This window comes from Serratia sp. P2ACOL2 (genome assembly GCF_003691565.1).
Lineage (GTDB): Bacteria > Pseudomonadota > Gammaproteobacteria > Enterobacterales > Enterobacteriaceae > Serratia > Serratia liquefaciens.
This window is the reverse complement of the sequence record NZ_CP033162.1, coordinates 1,367,753-1,388,589: the sequence shown is the minus strand read 5'-3', so window position 1 is coordinate 1,388,589 and position 20,837 is coordinate 1,367,753. Positions and strand designations below refer to the sequence as shown.

18 protein-coding genes are annotated in these 20,837 nt (G+C 53.5%); 9 read left to right on the top strand and 9 right to left on the bottom strand.

All coding sequences use genetic code 11. The features are described 5' to 3' along the window. Window positions 1-6: 6 nt before the first annotated feature. Together EBA31_RS06655 and EBA31_RS06650 are read right to left on the bottom strand one after the other, a co-directional pair. Window positions 7-501 carry an ATP-binding protein gene (locus EBA31_RS06655; protein ID WP_046374090.1) on the bottom strand — a complete coding sequence of 165 codons (495 nt, stop codon included), beginning with the start codon at window positions 499-501 and terminating at the stop codon, window positions 7-9. 224 nt (window positions 502-725) lie between these two features. Further along, window positions 726-1,073, bottom strand: a complete 348-nt coding sequence (locus EBA31_RS06650; RefSeq protein WP_020825969.1) for an antibiotic biosynthesis monooxygenase — start codon at window positions 1,071-1,073, stop codon at window positions 726-728. A 97-nt stretch (window positions 1,074-1,170) separates the two neighbouring features. On the opposite strand from EBA31_RS06650, the gene EBA31_RS06645 reads away from it, so the two are divergent. The 6 genes from EBA31_RS06645 (at window position 1,171) to EBA31_RS06615 (ending at window position 7,756) form a co-directional block, all read left to right on the top strand. Continuing rightward, the gene (locus EBA31_RS06645; protein WP_122077865.1) at window positions 1,171-1,854 is read left to right on the top strand and encodes a helix-turn-helix transcriptional regulator; all 684 of its coding nucleotides are present in this window, start codon (window positions 1,171-1,173) and stop codon (window positions 1,852-1,854) included. Window positions 1,855-1,917: 63 nt separating this feature from the next. Then, window positions 1,918-2,625: a glutathione S-transferase N-terminal domain-containing protein gene (locus tag EBA31_RS06640; RefSeq protein WP_122077863.1), complete on the top strand. Its 708-nt coding sequence runs from the start codon at window positions 1,918-1,920 to the stop codon at window positions 2,623-2,625. A gap of 253 nt (window positions 2,626-2,878) precedes the next feature. Beyond that, the gene (gene phoA, locus EBA31_RS06635; protein ID WP_162302869.1) at window positions 2,879-4,306 is read left to right on the top strand and encodes an alkaline phosphatase; all 1,428 of its coding nucleotides are present in this window, start codon (window positions 2,879-2,881) and stop codon (window positions 4,304-4,306) included. Window positions 4,307-4,494: 188 nt separating this feature from the next. Beyond that, complete coding sequence (locus EBA31_RS06625) at window positions 4,495-5,067, top strand: GNAT family N-acetyltransferase (protein WP_122077860.1); 573 nt, start codon at window positions 4,495-4,497, stop codon at window positions 5,065-5,067. A gap of 447 nt (window positions 5,068-5,514) precedes the next feature. Next, window positions 5,515-7,092 (top strand): malate:quinone oxidoreductase, encoded by a 1,578-nt coding sequence (locus EBA31_RS06620; protein ID WP_122077858.1) that lies wholly within the window; start codon window positions 5,515-5,517, stop codon window positions 7,090-7,092. Window positions 7,093-7,297: 205 nt separating this feature from the next. Beyond that, complete coding sequence (locus EBA31_RS06615) at window positions 7,298-7,756, top strand: helix-turn-helix domain-containing protein (RefSeq protein ID WP_044549267.1); 459 nt, start codon at window positions 7,298-7,300, stop codon at window positions 7,754-7,756. Between the two features lie 61 nt (window positions 7,757-7,817). Here EBA31_RS06615 and EBA31_RS06610 read toward each other — a convergent pair whose 3' ends face one another. From EBA31_RS06610 to EBA31_RS06595, 4 genes are all read right to left on the bottom strand, one after another. Then, a complete protein-coding gene (locus EBA31_RS06610) occupies window positions 7,818-8,861 on the bottom strand; it encodes a fimbrial protein (protein ID WP_122077856.1) in 1,044 nt (347 codons plus the stop codon). An 11-nt stretch (window positions 8,862-8,872) separates the two neighbouring features. Next, complete coding sequence (locus EBA31_RS06605; protein ID WP_122077854.1) at window positions 8,873-11,488, bottom strand: fimbria/pilus outer membrane usher protein; 2,616 nt, start codon at window positions 11,486-11,488, stop codon at window positions 8,873-8,875. A 28-nt stretch (window positions 11,489-11,516) separates the two neighbouring features. After that, on the bottom strand, window positions 11,517-12,200 hold the full coding sequence (locus EBA31_RS06600; RefSeq protein WP_020825958.1) for a molecular chaperone: 684 nt from the start codon (window positions 12,198-12,200) through the stop codon (window positions 11,517-11,519). Between the two features lie 71 nt (window positions 12,201-12,271). Then, window positions 12,272-12,799: a fimbrial protein gene (locus tag EBA31_RS06595; RefSeq protein WP_012005952.1), complete on the bottom strand. Its 528-nt coding sequence runs from the start codon at window positions 12,797-12,799 to the stop codon at window positions 12,272-12,274. Between the two features lie 516 nt (window positions 12,800-13,315). On the opposite strand from EBA31_RS06595, the gene EBA31_RS06590 reads away from it, so the two are divergent. The 3 genes from EBA31_RS06590 (at window position 13,316) to EBA31_RS06580 (ending at window position 16,451) form a co-directional block, all read left to right on the top strand. Further along, window positions 13,316-14,032, top strand: coding sequence for an EAL domain-containing protein (locus EBA31_RS06590; protein WP_122077852.1), 717 nt, complete (start codon window positions 13,316-13,318; stop codon window positions 14,030-14,032). A 22-nt stretch (window positions 14,033-14,054) separates the two neighbouring features. Beyond that, window positions 14,055-14,645, top strand: a complete 591-nt coding sequence (locus EBA31_RS06585) for a LuxR family transcriptional regulator (protein ID WP_020825955.1) — start codon at window positions 14,055-14,057, stop codon at window positions 14,643-14,645. A 183-nt stretch (window positions 14,646-14,828) separates the two neighbouring features. After that, a complete protein-coding gene (locus tag EBA31_RS06580) occupies window positions 14,829-16,451 on the top strand; it encodes an FMN-binding glutamate synthase family protein (protein WP_115059427.1) in 1,623 nt (540 codons plus the stop codon). Between the two features lie 130 nt (window positions 16,452-16,581). Here the strand turns inward: EBA31_RS06580 and betA are convergent, their stop codons facing one another. The 3 genes from betA to betI all read right to left on the bottom strand — a co-directional run bounded on the left by betA (window position 16,582) and on the right by betI (window position 20,563). Then, entirely contained in the window at window positions 16,582-18,249 is a 1,668-nt protein-coding gene (gene betA, locus EBA31_RS06575) for a choline dehydrogenase (protein ID WP_122077850.1), read from the bottom strand. A gap of 224 nt (window positions 18,250-18,473) precedes the next feature. Beyond that, window positions 18,474-19,946: a betaine-aldehyde dehydrogenase gene (gene betB, locus EBA31_RS06570; RefSeq protein ID WP_020825952.1), complete on the bottom strand. Its 1,473-nt coding sequence runs from the start codon at window positions 19,944-19,946 to the stop codon at window positions 18,474-18,476. 20 nt (window positions 19,947-19,966) lie between these two features. Continuing rightward, entirely contained in the window at window positions 19,967-20,563 is a 597-nt protein-coding gene (gene betI / locus EBA31_RS06565; RefSeq protein WP_046374098.1) for a transcriptional regulator BetI, read from the bottom strand. Between the last annotated feature and the right edge of the window lie 274 nt (window positions 20,564-20,837).

Below are 20,837 nucleotides of genomic sequence, written 5' to 3'. Positions count from 1 at the left end.
CCCCATCTATTCACCGTATCTGATAAGGCTCAGGCGTTCTTCCTCGGTAGGGGCGACAAAATATTGCGTGAGCAGATCGAAAGTCTCTTCACTGAGCACAAAGGGATGTTCACCTTGCTCATTTCTGTGTTTTATTCTGCTCTTGCACTGCGCATTGCTGACGTCCAGAAAATGCAGGCAGTGCGCTACACCGGCCTCCTCCGCCAGTTGTCTGGCCCATAAGCGCCGATCCGGCGTATTCATCGGAAAATCCAGCACCACCGACAGACCATGCCGCAGCAGTTGCACCAAATGCTCGCTCAGCACCTGCCGCAGGTTGGCGGAATAACGAACGTAGTCCTGTAGGGTTTTCATCTGCTGGTCATATAATGTTGCCAACCAGCTATCTTCAACGATCAGCAGCGTATGGGGCTGCTGCGCAAGTCGATTTGCCAAGGTTGATTTGCCGGAGCCGGCTTTGCCGCACATCAAATGTAAAACGGCGTGGGAGGAATTATTCATGGCGTTCTCCTGAAGGTGAGTACCGGCAGGAGGAAAAGATGACCCGCCTTACCGGCGGGTTTTAGCATGACAGAGACGCGCTATCCCACCACTCCGAGAATGGTGATAATAATCTGCGCGAATGAAACCTTGTTTATGCTCATACATTATCAATAAGGCAAATCCCCACATATTGTCAACAACGCTGTGCCTCACAGAGTCATAACTGATAATGGCCGCGCACTTTACCCTGCGTGATAGCCGCGGCTGTCATGCGGGGTCTGTTCTCGCTGATCCAGACCATAGTCCCGCACCACCTCAGCCACCCGCAGGCGATACTGTGCCAGCACGCCATGGCGGCCCCGTTTCTGTGCGGCTCGGTGCTGCTCGACATTTCGCCACTGCTGTACCGCCGCCTCATCACGCCAAAAGGACAGTGACAGCAGCCGCTGCGGATCGGCCAGGCTTTGAAAACGCTCAATGGAAATAAAACCGTCAATTTCTGCCAGTAGCGGCTTCAGATCGGCGGCCAAATCAAGGTAGGTCTCACGCTGACCGTCAGCGGCCTGCAGCTCAAAAATAACGGCAATCATAGGGCGCTCCTGTCAGAGGTAAAACTCAGGCACACATTCATTTTGTGAACCCATCCTAACGGTGGACGCACAGCCATACTTCGCCTAACCTCGAAGTATGAATAACATCGATATTGAAGATCGTCTGGCGGCACTGAGCGGTGCCATTGCCGACCGCACCCGGGCGCGCATGCTGTGCCTGCTGATGGATGGTCGCGCTTATACCGCCACCGAACTCAGCGCCGCGGTGGACGTTGCCGCCTCTACCGCCAGCGGCCATCTGGCACGCCTGCAGGAACAGCGACTAATCGCCTGCGTCAAGCAAGGGCGTTACCGCTATTTCCGTCTGGCGGGGCCGGAAGTCGCCGCCGCGCTGGAAACGCTAATGGCACTGGCCGGCGTCGAAAAGCCCGTGGTGAAAAGCACCACCCCGACGTCATTGCAATTCGCCCGCACCTGTTATGACCATCTGGCCGGCGAGATAGCGGTAAAACTGCATGAGCGCCTGCATCAGCTAACCTGGTTAGAGGGTGAGGAAGACTACCGACTAAGCGAGGCAGGCCTAGCGGCACTTACTCGGTTAGGCGTCGACTGTTCCCCTGCGCCTTCGCGAAGGCGCTTCGCCTGCGGTTGCCTGGACTGGAGCGAGCGCAAGGCCCATCTGGGTGGTGCATTAGGTGCGGCGATGCTTACCGCATTTATCCGTCGTGGCTGGATAAAACGCCAGTTGGAGAGTCGTGAACTGCAGCTCACCGCCAGCGGGAAAAAAGCGCTTAAAGCACATTTTGACCTCACTGTTTAACCTCACAACAGGTTAGTTTTGGTGCAATACTCAATAAGCAAACCGTCAACCCGAGGACTCCCCATGCTCGATCAAACCCAATTCCCAATCACCAAACTGTGGCCGGCGCAGCATCCGGAGCGGCTGCAGCTCTATTCGCTGCCCACGCCGAACGGGGTAAAAGTTTCTATCATGCTGGAGGAGATCGGCCTGCCGTATGAAGCGCACCTGATCGACATCGGCAAAAACGAGACCTGGACGCCAGAGTTTCTGTCGCTGAACCCCAACGGCAAGATCCCGTCCATCATCGATCCCGATGGCCCTGGCGGCAAGCCATTACCCCTGTTCGAATCCGGTGCCATTCTGCTGTATCTGGCGGAAAAAAGTGGCAAGTTCCTGCCGCAGGATCCGGCTCTGCGTTATGAAACCATTCAGTGGGTGTTTTTCCAAATGGCAGCCGTTGGCCCCATGTTCGGTCAGCTCGGCTTCTTCCACCGTTTCGCCGGTCGTGAATACGAAGATAAACGCCCGCTTGAGCGTTATAAGAATGAGTCGAAACGCCTGCTGGGCGTACTGGAAAGCCGGCTTGAAGGCCGCGACTGGATCATGGGCCAGGATTACACCATTGCCGACATTTCACTGTTGGGCTGGGTGCGTAATCTGATCGGCTTCTACGAAGCCCGCGAGATAGTCGATTTCGACAGTTTCCCACGCGTAGGGCAATGGCTGGAGCGCGGTCTGGCACGACCGGCGGTGCAACGCGGCGTCAACATTCCCGCCCGCAGCGAATAATGGCTTGCCTGGGATAGCCGCCCGGCTATCCCTTTTGCGTCTTCTTTACCGTCATAAAAGTGTCACACCCCTGCATTACCCTCCCTGCCTAACAAGTTCGTGTTATACCCCTATGATTTTTAAGCCACAGTCAGGCACCCAAGGCGCTTACTCCAGTAAGTAACCTGGGGTTAGCGAGTACTGGTAACCACGCTGTAGCTTGAAAGGCGACCGGGTATTTATGTTTTTTTATTACGACAAGGAGCTTTCCCCGATGTTGCAGCCTGTTTCCCTGATCGCCAGTGCCGTGTTATCCGCCTTATTATGCTCCAGCGCCTTCGCCGATGAGACGCCGGCCAACGCTGCCGGACTTTCCGAGCGTGCGGCTCGCGGCAATATCGTTGAACCCGGCGGAGCACGTCGCCTGAGTGGCGATCAAACCGCGGCATTGAAAGCTTCGTTGTCTGATAAAACGGTCAAGAATGTGATTTTGCTGATTGGCGACGGCATGGGCGATTCGGAAATCACTTCGGCGCGCAACTATGCCGAAGGCGCAGGCGGCTATTTTAAAGGCATCGATGCCCTGCCGTTAACCGGCCAATACACCCATTATTCGCTGGACAAGAAAACCCACAAGCCGGATTACGTCACTGACTCCGCCGCCTCGGCGACTGCCTGGTCCAGCGGCGTAAAAACCTACAACGGTGCACTGGGCGTTGACGTTAACGGCAAAGACCAGCCGACGCTGCTGGAAATCGCCAAAGCGGCGGGTAAAGCCACCGGCAACGTCTCCACCGCAGAGTTGCAAGACGCCACACCTGCGGCGCAGATTTCCCACGTCACCTCGCGTAAATGTTACGGCCCGGAAGAGACCAGTGAAAAATGCGCAACCAACGCGCTGGAAAACGGCGGCCGCGGTTCGATCAGTGAGCAGTTACTCAAAGCCCGCGCCGACGTCACCTTAGGCGGCGGAGCAAAATCCTTTAATCAGTTAGCCAAAAGTGGCGAATGGCAGGGAAAATCACTGAAAGAGCAGGCAACTGCATTAGGTTATCAGTGGGTGGAAAACCTCGATGCCCTGAACGCCGTTAACGTCGCCAATCAGCAAAAGCCGCTGTTGGGGCTGTTTGCCGCCGGCAATATGCCGGTACGCTGGCAGGGGCCGAAGGCCAGCTATCACGGTAATCTCGACCAACCGGCGGTGACCTGTCAGAACAACCCGGCACGTACGGCGGATATCCCGACGCTGGCGGTCATGACCGAGAAAGCCATCGACCTGCTGAAAACCAATAAAAACGGATTCTTCCTGCAGGTTGAAGGCGCATCGATCGACAAACAGGATCATGCCGCCAACCCGTGCGGCCAGTTCGGGGAAACTGTCGATCTGGATGAAGCCGTGCAGAAAGCATTGGAATTCGCCCGTGCCGACGGCAACACTCTGGTGATCGTCACCGCTGACCATGCTCACTCCAGCCAGATTATCGCCGCCGACGCCAAAGCGCCGGGCCTGACGCAAATGCTGACCACCAAAGATGGCGCGCCGATGACCATCAGCTACGGCAACTCGGAAGAGGATTCGCAGGGCCACACCGGCACCCAGCTGCGTGTTGCCGCCTACGGCCCGCATGCCGCCAACGTCGTCGGTCTGACCGATCAGACAGATTTGTTCTATACCATGCGTGACGCCATGGCGATCAAGTAAGCTAACGACCCCGTCCACTGATTAATTAAACCCTGTTCATCGTTGCTCACGCCGGCGATGAACAGGGTTTTCGCCGTTTGAAACCTCCAGGCTACTGCTATATTGTGGGACCTGTATTCCTCGCAAAAATGTTCTGCCCTGTCCGTAAACAAACCAATGTGATCCCACCCGACAATAAGGATGAGCTCTTGCATTTGATTACCCTGCCCTTCGACACCGAACGCCTGCAACTGCGCCGCTTCACGCCCGACGATCTCGAAGCCTACTCGACTTACCACCGTTTGCCGGAGGTCTATCGTTATCTGTATGCCCCCACCCCGGACAACGCACAACTGGCCGATCAGCTTGATCAGGCGATAGCTTCGCGCTTCAGTCAGGACGGCGATATTTTTTATTGCGCCGTCACCCTAAAGGACAGCGGAGAGTTGATCGGTGAAGTGTTGTTGAAACTGGCTAACCGCGCAGCATTACAAGCCGAGATCGGTTATATCTTCAGCCCGGCCTATGCCGGTAAAGGTTATGCCAGCGAAGCCGTGCAAGGGGTGTTGGATCGGGGATTTAACCAAGTGGGCTGTCACCGCATTTTTGCCCGGCTCGATGCTGCCAATAAGGGGTCTATCGGGGTCGTCGAACGTCTGGGGATGCGCAAAGAGGCGCACCTGCGACAAAACGATCGTTTCAATGGCCAATGGGGTGATGAACTGATTTATGCACTGCTGAAAGAAGAGTGGCCGTCGGCAGCAATGAAGGCCCGCCGCTAAGCGTCAACCAGCATTTTGGCCGCACTGAAATGCCCGGCGGCCATTTTCATTTTGTTACCTGCTGCTATTTGCCATTATTCCATAAATATTGTGTGATAATGGCATATCGTTTAAATCAGCGGCAATTAGACCTTATTAATTTAGCGGTTATATTTAAATAAAAATAATAAATGAATGATTCCTGCCTTTAATGGGCTTTTTTTAGTTACAAAAGTAGTTTTTAACAATATTGCAAACAATAATATCCCCGCAGTAACCAGAGTTGAACAACCTGTCCCCAGACAGCCTGTAATAATCCACTTTTCGTTAAGAAAACGATTAACAAAAAGACATTATCACTGTCACTCGGCTTAGCCGGGCGGGTTAGTTTTACTTATTTCCAGGGTAACTCCCGATAAATTCTTTCACCTGCAATGAGTAGAATTTACACACAAGAGATTTGATTCAATGAGAAAATTACTCGTCCTGATCTTCTGTCTGAACCTGTTCGGCGTTACGCAACAGGCGACGGCGGAAGAGAATAAGTCCGTTGATGTGGTACTGATCGGCGGTGGCATCATGAGCGCCACGCTGGGGACCTACCTGCATGAGCTGGAGCCAAACTGGTCCATCGACATGTATGAGCGCATGAACGGCGTGGCTGAAGAAAGCTCCAACGGCTGGAACAACGCCGGTACCGGTCACTCCGCCTTCGCTGAAATGAACTATACCCCGGAAAAAAAAGACGGCACCATCGACATCAGCAAAGCCGTGGTGGTTAACGAGTCTTTTGAAATCTCGCGTCAATTCTGGTCTTATCAGGTGAAAAATAACGTCCTGAAAGATCCAAAATCCTTTATTAACAGCGTGCCGCACATGAGCTTTGTCTGGGGTGACGACAACGTCAACTTCCTGCGCAAACGCTATGCCGCACTGCAACACAGCACCCTGTTCCGTGGTATGGAGTACTCAGAAGACCCTAACCAGATTAAACAGTGGGCTCCGCTGGTGATGAACGGCCGCGATCCGGCGCAGAAAATTGCTGCGACCCGCATGCCGCTGGGTACCGACGTTAACTTTGGCGTGATCACCCACCAACTGGTGGACACGCTGACCAAAAACCCGAACTTCAAGCTGAACCTGAGCCATGAAGTCCGCGACATCAAGCGCAACGCCGACAACACCTGGCGCATCACCGTGGCCGATCTGAACCGCGACGGCAAAGAAACCACCGTGAATGCCAAATTCGTGTTTATCGGTGCAGGCGGTGCTTCTCTGACGCTGCTGCAGAAAACCGGCATTCCCGAAGCCGAAGGCTACGGTGCCTTCCCGGTCGGCGGTCAGTTCCTGGTCACCACCAACCCGGAAATCGCTGACCAACACCTGGCCAAGGTTTATGGCCTGGCCAGCGTAGGTTCACCGCCGATGTCGGTTCCGCACCTGGATACCCGCATGCTGGACGGCAAGCGTGTCTTGCTGTTCGGACCGTTCGCCACCTTCTCCGGCAAGTTCCTGAAAAACGGTTCACTGTTCGACCTGCTGCACTCCCTGAGCACTTCGAACCTGATGCCAATGACCCACGTCGGGCTGGACAACTTCGACCTGGTGAAATACCTAGTAGGTCAGTTGATGATGAACGACGACGATCGTTTCGCTGCGCTGAAAGAGTACTTCCCTGAAGCCAAACAGGCAGACTGGAAACTGTGGACCGCCGGCCAACGCGTGCAGATCATCAAAAAAGATGCAGATAAAGGTGGCGTACTGCAGTTCGGTACCGAAGTGGTCAGCTCCGAAGATGGCAGCATTGCCGCTCTGCTGGGTGCATCACCGGGCGCATCAACTGCCGCACCGATCATGCTGCACCTGATGGAGAAAGTGTTCAAAGATAAAGTGGCTACGCCGGAATGGCAGAGCAAACTGAAAGAGATCATTCCGTCTTACGGCCACAAGCTGAACGGCGATATTGAAATGACCAACAAGATCCGCGGCTACACCAGCAGCGTCTTGCAGTTGGACTATATCGAAGTGAAGCCGGAAACTAACTGATCCCCGTCTTTCCCCTCTTTGCTCAAGGCCGCCACGTGCGGCCTTTTTCATTTCCCTGCGACCCAAAGAGCACGTTTAGCCACCTTTTTCCCCCGGGTTAACACTTGCGTAACCCGTCTCCGCGGCCTATTATCAAAGCATCAACTTGGATAATTACTGTTACCTACTGTGACCTGAATGTCGTACCCGCAGGAGAACTAAAACAATGGATCGCGTTAATATCATTCACGATTTGCTGGACTGGATTGAAACCCATCTGGATCAGCCGTTACTGTTAGACAACGTAGCGGCGAAGTCAGGCTACTCCAAGTGGCACCTGCAAAGGATGTTCCGCAGCACTACCGGGCATGCTTTAGGCAGTTACATCCGCGAGCGTCGACTGTCGCAAGCCGCGCAAGCGCTGCGTTCGACCCCGCGCCCTATTCTCGACATCGCCCTGCAATTCCATTTTGATTCCCAACCGTCTTTTTCACGCGCATTTAAGAAACAGTTCGGCAAAACGCCGGCGGTTTACCGTCGCACTACCCGCTGGGACGTTGCAGAGATGCATCCACAGCCGATAGAACCGCTGAACGGGCATCGCCATGAGTCCCCTGGCGTGCATCTGTGGTATGCCGGTAAATGCCTGGACAGTGTCTGTACCAACTGGGTTGGTCAACACTGAGAGAAATTGCATTAAAAAAGGGGTTCAGCCTGCGCTGAACCCCTTTTTTTACGGCAAAATATTACTTAAAGGTGACGTCGATATTGGCCGACGCGGTGAATGGCCCAACCTGTGGATTGGTATTCAACCATTTCAGACTGGCCAAAAAGTTCTTTTCAACGATGGTGCCGTTGACCAGGCCCAGATCAACCGGGGAGTTCATCATGATCGGCGTGTTTGGTGTCGCCGCCTGCGAAATCAAAATACCGAAGCCGCTGTTGCTGGTTGGCATAATCAGACTGTTATCCTGCAAGGGATAAGTGGTGCTGAAACTGGCCTGCAAGGTTTCCCCTTTGCAATCCTGCCCGGTTGTCGGGTCAGACATGTTAGCCGCAACGGAGAAAGGAACCTGCTTCTCGATTTTGCCGGCCACCGCATTTTGACGCGGAATGGTGCCAAAGTTTACGGTTGAACCGTTGTTAGCCACCACGGTAATTTTCGGGTTACAAGAGATGAACTGAATATTGCCCAACCCGGAAATATAGGCGTTAAAGTTACTGTTCGGCGTGCCGTTCAGACCACCAACCCCATCCACCTGAAATACCGAATAGGCGTTGTTGTCATTGATCTTTCCACCCGCCGGAGGTGCCTTGCCCGTAGCCTTAATGTAAATGGCATAGGAAACCGTCACCGTCAGCGACCTGGCCGGACGAAGGCAGGTATTACCGGAGCGACGACATTCAGTCCCTGGTCCCACGTCTTGTTTGGCGTTTTTCACCGGTTTGATATCAATGCTGTTGTAAGTCACGCCAACTTCAATCGAGTTATGGATCTGGCCCATGCGAGCCTGGGGATCCCAATACAGGTACGCATTTTCCCCACGCGGGTTATTCCAGTCATCCACACACTGAAAAGTCGAAGTAAAGGTCTGTGAACGCCACAGCAATGCCCCAGGGGCTGTATTGGCCGTTGACACCTTGATCGCCTTATCCAGCACGATATCCTGACGAATGTTGCCATTCTGCTTACAAGACAGTGCAAAGCTGCTCTGCGAGAACGTCCCCAGCGTGACCAGCAGCCCTGCCGCCAGCCCGAGGTTTTTATGTTTTAACAACAAAGAAGACATATTCATTCCTTTTACGGTTTTCCGCAGGTCAGCGAAAGTTCCTGATAGCCCATCAGCTGTTCGGTCGCCGATTTCAGTTCCGGCACCACCAGTGAACAGCTGTCGCCGGCATCGCTGCCCCATTTAACCAACAGGCGATCCCCTGCGGATGCGCCGGAGATATAAATATCCCCATTGGTACCCACGGTACCGTTGTTCTTGCCGTCGGCGCTAAACACGTTGGCGCCGATTGGCGGTACGCTGCCGTCCAACAGTTTACTGTGTACCAGCAGGCTTTGGCCTGTATGCGTTTCAAATTTCACGCGGGTAATGGCGCCATATGTCGGTACCACGTCGCGGGCCGCCATTGGGATATCCAGGCCATTGCCGATATCTTCGGTGCGCAATGCCACGCGGTTATGACGATAAGGTGAGGCCGAGGTCATCACCGCGTAACCGAAGCGGTCGATAGCCACACCCGGCTGGTTTTCCAGACGGACGCCCTTGGCATCTTTGGCCTCTACCAGCACAAAGGTATTTTGCAGCGGCTGGGTCAGCGTCACGCCGCCGGAGTGCGCCACGATACCGCCCGAAACACCCAGGGTAGACTGCTGATAGTCTTTGCTGTAGCTGTAACCGGCATTGACGGTACCCATGCTGCCCTGGTAGCCGACGTTAGCCGAGCTGGTTTGGCCGGAGTAACGATCGTGGCCACTTTGCACCGCGTAGTTCAGACGGTTATCGTCCAGCGCGGTACCACTCAGGCCAGCGCTGTATGTATTACCGCTCTGCTTGCTGTGACCGGCGTTGAAGCTGGCCGTCATATCAGACGAATCGCGGCTGAAGAAGCTGAACGGAATAGAGACGCTCATGTTGATGCTGCGATCTTTATAACCGTAGTTGCTGCGGCTGTCCTGATAGAACACGCCATAGCTGATATTTTTGTAGCTGCTGTTAAAGCCGGTTTGAACCGTACGATCCTGGCCGGAGCCGCCCCAATATGACTGGTTGCTGATATTGGTGTACAGCGTTGAGTTACCGGCAATACGCTGGTTAATCGACAATTCTACACGCTGGCGTTTGTTGTTGAAACGGCTGGTGTAATAGGTACGGCGACGTGATTCCGCCCAATCCGGTACGCCCAGATTGCGGTCATTCTCATCGTAGTAATCGTTACGGTAGAAACCGTTTTCATAGCGATCGCGTTCCGCAACCGCATCAGAGAAATCATAGTAACCGGAGGTCGAGTAACGGTAACCGGCGATCTGGAATTCGGTGCCCCAATCGTTGAGCGATTTGGAGTACAGGAAGCGGAAGCTCTCCCCCTGTTTGTCATCACCGTTGACCAGGTTGGTGTCGGAATAGGACATATCGAAGGAAACCGCCCCCCAGACACCCATGTTTTTGCCCATGCCCACTACTGCCGAACGGTAATTTTCAGCGACCAGCACCCCGCCGTATGGCGTAATGTCATACGCCATGCCGTGGGACAAGGTGCCTTGCACAAACTTCGGCTGGTATTTGGTGGTGCCGTCATGGTATTTACCGGCGGTCATCTGATAGTCCCAGATCCCTTCACGCAGCATGTTTGGCACGGAAGAGAACGGCACCACGAAAGAGGTTCTTGAACCGTTGGCCTCAATGACCGTGACGTTCAGGTTACCGCTCAAGGTGCTCGGGAAGATGTCGGTCAGCGCAAACGGCCCCGGCGGCACGTTGGTGCTGTAAATGGTGTAGCCGTTTTGTCGGATCTCAACGCGGGCGTTGGTCGACGCCACGCCACGCACCACGGGCGCATAACCGCGCTGGCTTTCCGGCAACATATCGTTGGCGCTGGAAATCTGCACGCCGCGGAACTGAATGCTGTCGAATACGTTGTTATTGGTGTTGGTCTGGCCAATCACCAGACGGCTGCGCAGGGAAACGATATCGGTTTCTGCCCAGCTCGAAACGGTATTCCAGTGCGTGCCGGCACCCGACTGCTGGTTCAGCGTCGAGTTGTTACGCAGACGCCAATTACCGACATTGATGCCATTGTTCAGGCTCAGGAAGTAATAGTCGGATGTTTTATCGTTGGCGTTATTGCGGTAATTATTGTGGTTGCCGCTGAAGTTATAGTTGACGAAACCGGCGTTAATCCCACGATCGTAAACCTTGGGCGAGATAGCACCCTGCGGACGTGGCTCCAGGAACACCTGCGGCACTTCCAAATCCATACGCTGTATGGCCGCGTCGTAACTCAGCTTGGCGCCGGAAATTTGCTGCGACAGGGCGTAGCACTGCGCGGCGCCTTCGGTTTTCATGTCACCCGGCAGTTTAACACCGTAGTCCTGGTAATCCTGCGCAGTCAGGCAAGGCGTTACCGGCGTATCTTTGGCGTCTTTTTTGAATTCGATGTCGCGGTGATCGATACGCTGTCCGTTCAGGTAAATATCGAACGGATATTTACCTGGCAGAATATCATCGCCGCTGGACAACGCAGCCACCTGGGCAATGTTGTCATCGCCATGGATGAAGGAGGTGTTGAACTGCTCCTCCGCCATGGCCATATGAGAGAATGAAAATGGCACCGCAGAAAAATAAATTACACCATTAATCAGCCTGACCAAACGTTTTGGCGTGAGGGTTGTTATTCTTTTATGTGCCATTTTTTGTTCATTCCTTGAAGGGCTTAAATCAATTTAATGCAACGTTCTTAATCTCGGTGTGGCCGCCGTAATCGTTGATATAGGTGAACGACATACTGTTGGCCGACTGCGCGCCCTGTGGCAGAGCAATCCGCAGGCTATCTTGCGGTTTCACCATGTCGGCATTCACTTTCCAGCTTTTGCCACCGCTTTTCAGCGTCAGTACACCCAGCGTCACAAACAGTGGACCATTGTTGGTCACCACCAGATTGCTGCCCTGACGCTGCCATTTCAGTGCCTCTGCCTGCTGTTGCAGGTTGGCCTTCAAGGCTTCTGGGCGATAGAACAGTTTGATACGGGTACGGATCGCCACCTGCAGCACGTTGTCTTGCTTAGGCGTTGGCGGAATTTCCTGTACGTTTACCCAGAGCAGACTTTCTCTGTCCTGCGGTAACCCGCTGCCGGAATAAATAAAGCGCAGAATTGCGTCTTTTTTGGCAGCCAGTTTTAAAATAGGTGGAGTGACCACGATCGGTAAATTCTTCGGCATCTGGCTTGAATCGCCAGTATCCAACCAGGTTTGCACCATATAGGTGTCGTCGCTGTCATTGCTGATTGAGAGCGATGCGGATTTACTTCCGCTGTTATAAATTACGCGCGTCGAATCAACCTGAATTCCGGCAAAAGCATTTACGGAAAACGCGAATAAAATACAAGAAAGCACTTTTTTCATCGGAATATCTCAACTCTCAGAATTTAGCCGTCCGTGGCCAATAGCTCTATCTATCCTGCCAGCGAATTAAATTACTTGTATTCGATGGTGAAGGTAGCGTTAGAGTTTGCCTGACCCGCAGTTACCAGATCCTGGTAAGATTTATAACGAGCGCGCAGGTTGAAAGTCGCAGAACCTGGGTTGTCGCCATCAGCAGCAACAGAAACGGTCGCTGGGGTAGCAACTTCCTGAGAGATTGGCAGAGTTGCGCCGTTGTTATCCAGGATTTCAACGCCAACGCCGTTAGCGCCGCCAGTTACAGCCAACAGCTCTGGGTGGCCAGCTGGGGTGTTACCGTCGAAACGCAGGGTGTAGTTACCCGCTTCACATTTCTCCAGGCTAATATCGAAAGCTTTAGCACCGCTGGTAGAACCAGAAGTTGGGAATGCGGTAGTAGGGTATTTACCCAGGTAAACTTCTTTATTCTGGTCTTTATCAACAACTTTACAGGTGGACTGTACGATTTCACCGGTGAATTTAACGTTGCCGCTTGCAGCAGTAGCGTTATAAGCAGTAGCAGACAATACCAGCGCGGCCAAAGGCAATAATACTTTTTTCATTTCCAGCTCCATAGAAAAACAATAAAATAATCGATTCAGTGACAGACGAATATATAGTTCCCCGGCACTGAGCATACACTCAGCGATAGCACTCCTTGCTTAAAAGGAGTGTTGCCTCGATGAACCCATTGCCGGACGAAATATAGACTAAGCGCATTCTTATTGTTAAATCGTTTAAAACATTCATAACCCCCCTCTTGATAGGAATAAACTATCAACAAATACCTATCGATCGATGTTGACGATTCAATCGAATAGGAATAATCTGTGTTTTGGAAAGTCATGCAGTCAGACATTTTTCTTTAAGGCCTGATTAACAGCATATTATTCCGTATATTTACATTTTGTTACCTTTAGAGCCCTTTGGACTTCACGACTAAATGCGCGTTAAATGGTCTGCAAGCGACATTTCACAATCACGTCGCACCAAATAAGACATTTACCTATAAACAGCCTGATATTGAATTAATTTTAGTTAAAAAACAGGTAGTTACATATCAATCAAGGGATTGAGGAATGCGCAGTTCTTTTAGAGAGAAAAATAACGGAATTAATTATGTTTTCCAGCCAATGTTCGCAAAATCCGGACAATTGCTGGCCGTTGAGTGCCTATCTCGATTCACTTTTAATAGTGAATATGCGCATTTCTCTCCTGAACAGTTCTTTCGTACTGCCGATAGCGAGACCCGAATTGAGATTCTGTTAGACCAGGTCAGTCTGATAGAGAAATATAATCACTGGTTTCATGAGAATCAGGTTATAGCCACGCTGAATGTAGACGACCATTCACTGCGTTCGTTGGCCAATAGCCATTTTGCAGAAAGAATTAGCGCCACTCGCTGTATACATTTCGAAATCAGTGAGAACTCAACCCGTTTGGTTAAAGATCGCGTTCATGGCGATCCTTCACTAAAGAGCTATTCATTTTGGCTCGATGATTTTGGTTCTGGCTATGCGGGTTTTTCCGCGCTGTATAACAGCCAGTTCCGCTTCGTTAAACTCGACCGCTTTTTGTTATGGGACTTTATGAAAAAGTCCGGCGGCGACGGTTTAATGCGCGCTTTATTGCGCTTTTTTTACCTTAATCATTACAAGGTAATTATTGAAGGGGTTGAAACCCCCGAGCATAAAAAATGGCTGGACGAAATGCCATATTACGCACTGCAGGGAAAGCTGTGGAAGGAATCCGACATCAAGGATTTGAACTCGCTTCTTACAGCTGAATACTTTTAACTCATTATGGGTGTTTGCCATTATGTCTAAAAACAATGTCCTTGTTATTAGTGAGTGTAAGTACAGCTATGTCGGCCTTTCGGTGTTACTGAAAAAACATTACGGCAAGTACGATATCAGACTGTTTTCAGATTTTATGCACGGTGGCGCCAAGGCGGAGAAAATAATTAAGCACGACATCGCCCTGATCTTCACCTCACAAAATCTGGAGCAAAGCGTTAACGTCATTGAAAGCCTGGTGTCTTTGCATCAGCAATACAACTCCAAAACGCGTCTGTTGGTGTTTTATGACGATGAACGCGTGGTGAAACTATTGTCGATCCTGGGCATCTCCGTTGAATTGGTGTCTACACGCATTCCACTTTATTCGCTGCAGGAAAAAATACAGAACCTGCTGGAAAGCAAAGAGCCCGGGGGGATAAAAATGCAGAAAACCCGCGAGCTTAGCCCGGCGGAAAGCGACGTTATCTTCAACCTGTTGCGCGGTGACAGCCTGCTGCATATTGCCCAAAAGCGCGGCACCCACCCCAAAACGATTTTCTCTCAGAAATACAGTGCGATGAAAAAGCTGCGTCTGCGCAGCATGAGCAGTATTTTCGTTGCCAGCAAGTAACTCCCTCCTCCCCTTCAGGCTGCCACCCGGCGGCCTGAAGGGCGGACTCAACGTTAAATTAATGTAACAATCAACAATAAAGCAGTAACAGCCACATAACACTCCTGTCTATTGGTTAGGATCCGCTCAGCAAACTTTCTGTGAGCCATGTCGTCTGGACTAATAAAAACATCAGGAGATGTTATGAAGTCATCATTATTCAGCCGTTATACCTGCCTTGTCTTGAGTCTTTTGCTGACGTTGGCGTCTTTGGCGCTGTTGTCCCATAGCCCCTGGTTTTGGCTACCGACGATCATTTTTGGTGGTCTGAGCGCTCTGGGCATTTATGATCTGACCCAACAACGCCACGCCATCTGCCGAAACTATCCGATCATCGGCCGACTGCGCTTTTTCTTCGAGTTTATTCGCCCGGAAATACGCCAGTACTTACTGGAAGAAGATAACGCGCAGATCCCGTTTTCACGTACCCAGCGCACGCTGGTTTACCGACGCGCCAAAAACGAAATGGGCGATAAGCCGTTCGGTACCCAGTTGGACGTTTATCAAACCGGCTACGAATGTATCGGGCACTCCATGCGTCCGGTCGAGGTATCTGACCCCACCAGCTTCCGCGTGACGATCGGCGGTCCAGATTGCAGCCAACCCTACTCCGCGTCGATCTTTAACATCTCCGCCATGAGCTTCGGCGCCCTGTCGGCCAACGCCATTCGCGCCCTCAACCTCGGCGCGGCAAAGGGCAATTTCTACCACGACACCGGCGAAGGCAGTATCAGCCGTTATCATCGCGAAAATGGCGGCGACCTGGTCTGGGAATTGGGCAGCGGTTACTTCGGTTGCCGCACCGCCGACGGCCATTTTGATCCGCAACGCTTCGCCGAGCAGGCTAAAAAACCGCAGGTGAGAATGATTGAAATCAAGCTCAGCCAGGGTGCTAAACCCGGACATGGCGGCATACTACCGGCGAAAAAAGTGGATGCGGAAATCGCCGCAACGCGCGGCGTACCTGAAGGGGTCGACTGTATTTCTCCGGCTTCGCACAGCGCCTTCAGCACCCCAATTGAAATGATGCATTTCATCCAGCAGCTACGTGAATTGTCCGGTGGCAAACCCGTGGGCTTCAAACTCTGTATCGGCCACCCGTGGGAATTTGTCGCCATCGCCAAAGCCATGTTGCAAACCCAGATCTTGCCGGACTTTATCGTGGTGGACGGCAAAGAAGGCGGAACCGGCGCAGCACCGCTCGAACTGTCCAACTATATGGGCATGCCGCTGCGCGAAGGGTTGTTATTCGTCCATAACACCCTGGTGGGCTGCGGACTGCGCGACAAAATCAAGATTGGTGCCAGCGGTAAAATCATCAGCGCCTTCGACATCGCCAGCGTGCTGGTGTTGGGCGCCGACTGGGTGAACTCAGCCCGTGGTTTTATGTTCGCCGTCGGCTGCATTCAGTCGCAAAGCTGCCATACCAATCACTGCCCTACCGGGGTCGCCACCCAGGATCCACTGCGACAGAAAGCCCTGGTGGTGCCAAACAAGGCCGAACGCGTTTATCACTTCCACCAGAATACGGTGAAAGCGCTGGCAGAAATGCTCGCCGCGGCGGGCGTCAGCCGCCCTGAGCAGTTGACTTCGCATCATATGCTGCGCCGTATTACTTCAACCGAAATCAAGGTCTACGCCGACATCTATTACTACCTGGAGCCTGGTGCACTGCTGCAAAAAGAGATCGAAAGCGATTTTTATGCGCGCATGTGGCGCATGGCGACGCCAAACAGTTTCGATCAGGCGATCGCCCTGCCGGCTTAAGGGGTACGTTTGTACCTGCTGAGGTGAAAGATAACGGGAATGAATTGCCCCCTCGCCTCGGGGAAGGACATTGGAGAGGGGGTTGCTTGCTACAGCGGCCCTCCCCCTCAGCGGCGAGAGGGCATGTGGGTTATGGCTTACGCGCCGGGGTGTCGCCGGCCACGTAATAGTCGGCAGTGCTACGCGGCAACGGCGTGCGCTGACGAATACGATCGGCAATCTTCTCGGCGATCATGATGGTGGTGGCGTTCAGGTTACCGGTGATGATCAGCGGCATAATGGACGCATCCACCACCCGCAGGCCTTCCATACCGTGCACTCGCCCTTGCCCATCCACCACCGCCATCTCGTCTTCGCCCATTTTGCATGAGCAGGAAGGATGGAAGGCGGTTTCGGCATGCTCACGCACAAAAGCGTCCAGCTGTTCGTCGGTCTGCACTTCTGGCCCCGGGCTTATCTCGCGGCCGCGGTATTCGTCCAATGCAGGCTGCGCCATGATTTCGCGCGTGATGCGAATGGCATCGCGGAACTCCTGCCAGTCCTGTTCGGTCGCCATATAGTTGAACAAGATGCTCGGATGTTGGCGCGGATCCTTCGATTTCACCTGCACCCGGCCACGGCTTGGGGAGCGCATTGAACCGACGTGCGCCTGAAAACCGTGCTCTTTCACCGCGTTGCTGCCGTTGTAGTTAATCGCCACCGGCAAGAAATGGTACTGAATGTTCGGCCAGGCGAACTCTTCGCGGCTGCGGATAAAGCCACCTGCTTCAAACTGGTTGCTGGCGCCCACGCCGGTGCCGTTGAACAGCCACTCTGCGCCGATCTTCGGTTGGTTGAACCATTGCAATGCCGGGTACAACGACACCGGCTTTTTACAGGCGTATTGCAGGTACATTTCCAGATGGTCCTGCAAGTTCTCGCCCACGCCGGGCAGATCGTGCACCAGATCGATGTCCAGGCGGTTCAGCAGCGCCGCTGGACCAACGCCGGAACGCTGCAAAATCTGCGGCGAGGCAATCGCGCCGGCACACAGCAACACTTCACGACGCGCTCGGGCACTGTTGATTTGGTTACTTTCGCCCTGCAAGTAGTCAACGCCCACCGCACGCTTACCCTCGAAGCGGATGCGGTCGGTCAACGCGTGAGTGACAATCTTCAGGTTTGAACGGGAACGAGCCTGATCCAGATAACCCCGAGCGGTGCTGGCGCGACGGCCTTTCGGCGTGACCGTGCGATCCATCGGGCCAAAGCCTTCCTGCTGGTAGCCGTTCAGGTCATCAGTACGCGGATAACCCGCCTGCACACCGGCCTCCACCATTGCGTGGAACAATTCGTTATTACCGGCTTTCGGCGTGGTCACGCTGACCGGGCCGTCGCCACCGTGATAATCATTAGGCCCGATATCGCGGGTTTCCGCCTTGCGGAAATATGGCAGGCAGTCCAGATAACTCCAGTCCTCCAACCCCGGTGCTTTTGCCCAGTTGTCGAAGTCCATCGCGTTGCCGCGGATGTAGCACATGCCGTTAATCAGTGATGAGCCGCCCAGCCCTTTACCCCGGCCACACTCCATGCGGCGGTTGTTCATGTGCGGCTCAGGATCGGTTTCATACGCCCAGTTGTAACGACGGCCCTGCAGCGGGAATGCCAGCGCGGCCGGCATCTGGGTGCGAAAATCCATCCGATAATCCGGGCCGCCGGCTTCCAGCAGCAATACGCTAACGTCAGCGTCTTCGGTTAAACGGGTGGCTAAAACGTTACCGGCTGAGCCGGCACCGATAATGATGTAATCGTATTCCATACATTATCTCCTAAATATTCGTATGCCTGAATGATGCGAATGGCTTGAATATCGCATGCTGAATATATCAAGGCAGTTTTGGATGCAAGAAAGGATTATCCCCTATGGATTTCGCGTTACAGCTAGGCGGCAAGAGCGTGGAACCCCAGGAGCTTACTCAAGTAAGTGACTGGGGTCCGCGTTCGCAGCCAACAACGCTGTAGCTTGAAAGACGACGGGGATATTTAAAAGATGGAAATATATTCGCCCAGCTCGACTTGTACCGATTTGACCTGGGTGTAATGTTCCAGCGTACTGAGGCCATTTTCACGGCCGACGCCAGACTGCTTGTACCCGCCGACCGGCATTTCCGGCGCCGATTCACCCCAGGTGTTGATCCAGCAAATGCCGGCCTCCAACTGGTGGATCACCCGATGCGCCCGGGTCAGATCGTTCGTCACCAAACCGGCAGCCAGGCCGAAGGTGGTGTCGTTCGCACGGCGTACCACTTCTTCTTCGCTGTGGTAAGTGAGAATGCTCATGACTGGCCCAAAGATCTCTTCGCGCACGATCTCCATCTCGTCACCGCAGTCGGTAAATACGGTCGGCGCCACATAAGCCCCTTTGGCGTATTCCCCCTCAGTCACACGTTCGCCGCCGCACAACAGCCGAGCGCCGCTTTTCTTGCCGCTTTCGATGAAGCGTAATACCGACTCCATATGCGCGAAGCTGACCAGCGGGCCGAAGTTGGTTTGTGGATCGGTAGGATCCCCCAGGCGAATGCGCTTAACGCGCTCGAGGATTTTGGCTTCGAACTCGGCCTGCAACGCTGCGGGGACAAATACTCGAGTCCCGTTGGTGCACACCTGGCCGGAGCTGTAGAAGTTGGCCATCATGGCGATATCGGCGGCGCGATCCAGGCAGGCGTCGTCAAAAATAATCAGCGGGGATTTGCCACCCAGCTCCATGGTGACTTCTTTCAGCGTCGAACCTGAGGCGTTAGCCATCACTTTCTTGCCGGTTTTTACACCGCCGGTGAAGGACACCTTGGCAATGCCGGGATGATCGGTCAGGTACTGGCCGACTTCTGCGCCGCTGCCGGTGACCACGTTGAATACGCCGTCCGGCAAACCGGCTTCGGTATAGATTTCCGCCAGCTTCAGCGCCGTCAGGGAAGTGACTTCACTGGGTTTGAAGATCATCGCGTTGCCTGCCGCCAGTGCCGGTGCGGATTTCCACAGGGCAATCTGGATCGGGTAGTTCCAGGCGCCAATACCGGCCACCACGCCCAGGGGCTCACGACGGGTATAAACAAAGGCGCTGTCACGCAGCGGGATCTGCTGGCCTTCGATCGCCGGGATCAGACCCGCGTAATATTCCAATACGTCGGCACCGGTAACGATATCCACCGCCGTGGTTTCCGACATGGCCTTGCCGGTATCCAACGTTTCCAGCGCGGCCAGTTCGTCGTTGCGTTCGCGCAGAATATCCACCGCTCGGCGCAGAATACGAGAACGTTCCATCGCCGTCATCGCCGCCCACACTTTCTGTCCGCTGGCTGCACTGGCCACCGCACGGTTGACGTCTTCAGCGCTGGCAGACTGGATCTCGGCAAGCACTTCACCGTTCGCCGGGTTAACCGCGTTGAAAGTTTTTCCATCGGTACTGTCTACATAGGCACCATTAATATAGAGCTTCTGTAAGCCAAAACGGGACATAGGTTCTCCTTGGGTTATCCTCAGGGTGGCGTTTGCCCCCGGAGTTGAAACGTAATGTATTCGGTCGTGAGCGCGATCGCCTGCGTCTGGTTGAACGCCGCGCCGCGCAACGCACTGCGCAGCCACAGGCCGTCAATCAGTGCTGCCAATCCTTTGGCTGCCAGTCGCGCCTGCGCCTTGGGCAGTTGGCGACTAAATTCGGCACACAGGTTGGAATACAGCCGACGGCCGTTCACCTGTTGCAGCCGATTAAGCTGCGGCTGGTGCAAGCTGCTGGCCCAAAACGCCAGCCAGGTTTTCATCGCCGCACTGTTGATCTGGCTGTCGTCGAAGTTACCGGCGACGATCGCCTGCAGCCGTGATGCCGGGCTCTGGTCGCTTAATGCCTGTAGCCGCAGCTTCACCGCCTCGCCCAAATGGCTAATCAAATAGCGCATTGTGGCTTCCAGCAGGCCGTTCTTATCCTTGAAATAATGGCTGATGATGCCGTTGGAAACTCCGGCCCGCCGCGCTATTTGCGCGATGGTGGCGTCATGCATTCCCACTTCGTTCACCGCGGCCAGCGTGGCATCTATCAACTGCTGCCTTCTGATTGGCTGCATTCCTACCTTTGGCATAATTCGACTCTCACAAAACCGACTTCGGCCTCGTCTCAGCGGCGGGATTTCACGCCCTTTTCACCTGCTGAACTTGGTCTTCATGCTCACTATTAAACTTTTTTTTGATTGAACGTTCAATAAAAATTGCATATATTTTATTACCGCTTGGTTACAAATATGTACTTTTCGGTTGTGGAACTGGCTGATTTTTGTGAGGTATTTAACGAATCTGACCAAAATCAGTGTCTGTAAGCGGTTCCCACCACGAAACGATTTTCTGTTTCGTTAACAA

Coding starts and splice junctions, on each gene's coding strand:
- EBA31_RS06615 (WP_044549267.1), top strand. CDS start 7,298: ATGGATCGCGTTAATATCATTCACGATTTGCTGGACTGGATTGAAACC.
- EBA31_RS06655 (WP_046374090.1), bottom strand. CDS start 501: ATGAATAATTCCTCCCACGCCGTTTTACATTTGATGTGCGGCAAAGCC.
- EBA31_RS06600 (WP_020825958.1), bottom strand. CDS start 12,200: ATGAAAAAAGTGCTTTCTTGTATTTTATTCGCGTTTTCCGTAAATGCT.
- EBA31_RS06650 (WP_020825969.1), bottom strand. CDS start 1,073: ATGATTGCCGTTATTTTTGAGCTGCAGGCCGCTGACGGTCAGCGTGAG.
- EBA31_RS06580 (WP_115059427.1), top strand. CDS start 14,829: ATGAAGTCATCATTATTCAGCCGTTATACCTGCCTTGTCTTGAGTCTT.
- betB (WP_020825952.1), bottom strand. CDS start 19,946: ATGTCCCGTTTTGGCTTACAGAAGCTCTATATTAATGGTGCCTATGTA.
- EBA31_RS06605 (WP_122077854.1), bottom strand. CDS start 11,488: ATGGCACATAAAAGAATAACAACCCTCACGCCAAAACGTTTGGTCAGG.
- betI (WP_046374098.1), bottom strand. CDS start 20,563: ATGCCAAAGGTAGGAATGCAGCCAATCAGAAGGCAGCAGTTGATAGAT.
- betA (WP_122077850.1), bottom strand. CDS start 18,249: ATGGAATACGATTACATCATTATCGGTGCCGGCTCAGCCGGTAACGTT.
- EBA31_RS06590 (WP_122077852.1), top strand. CDS start 13,316: ATGCGCAGTTCTTTTAGAGAGAAAAATAACGGAATTAATTATGTTTTC.
- EBA31_RS06620 (WP_122077858.1), top strand. CDS start 5,515: ATGAGAAAATTACTCGTCCTGATCTTCTGTCTGAACCTGTTCGGCGTT.
- EBA31_RS06610 (WP_122077856.1), bottom strand. CDS start 8,861: ATGTCTTCTTTGTTGTTAAAACATAAAAACCTCGGGCTGGCGGCAGGG.
- phoA (WP_162302869.1), top strand. CDS start 2,879: ATGTTGCAGCCTGTTTCCCTGATCGCCAGTGCCGTGTTATCCGCCTTA.
- EBA31_RS06640 (WP_122077863.1), top strand. CDS start 1,918: ATGCTCGATCAAACCCAATTCCCAATCACCAAACTGTGGCCGGCGCAG.
- EBA31_RS06585 (WP_020825955.1), top strand. CDS start 14,055: ATGTCTAAAAACAATGTCCTTGTTATTAGTGAGTGTAAGTACAGCTAT.
- EBA31_RS06645 (WP_122077865.1), top strand. CDS start 1,171: ATGAATAACATCGATATTGAAGATCGTCTGGCGGCACTGAGCGGTGCC.
- EBA31_RS06595 (WP_012005952.1), bottom strand. CDS start 12,799: ATGAAAAAAGTATTATTGCCTTTGGCCGCGCTGGTATTGTCTGCTACT.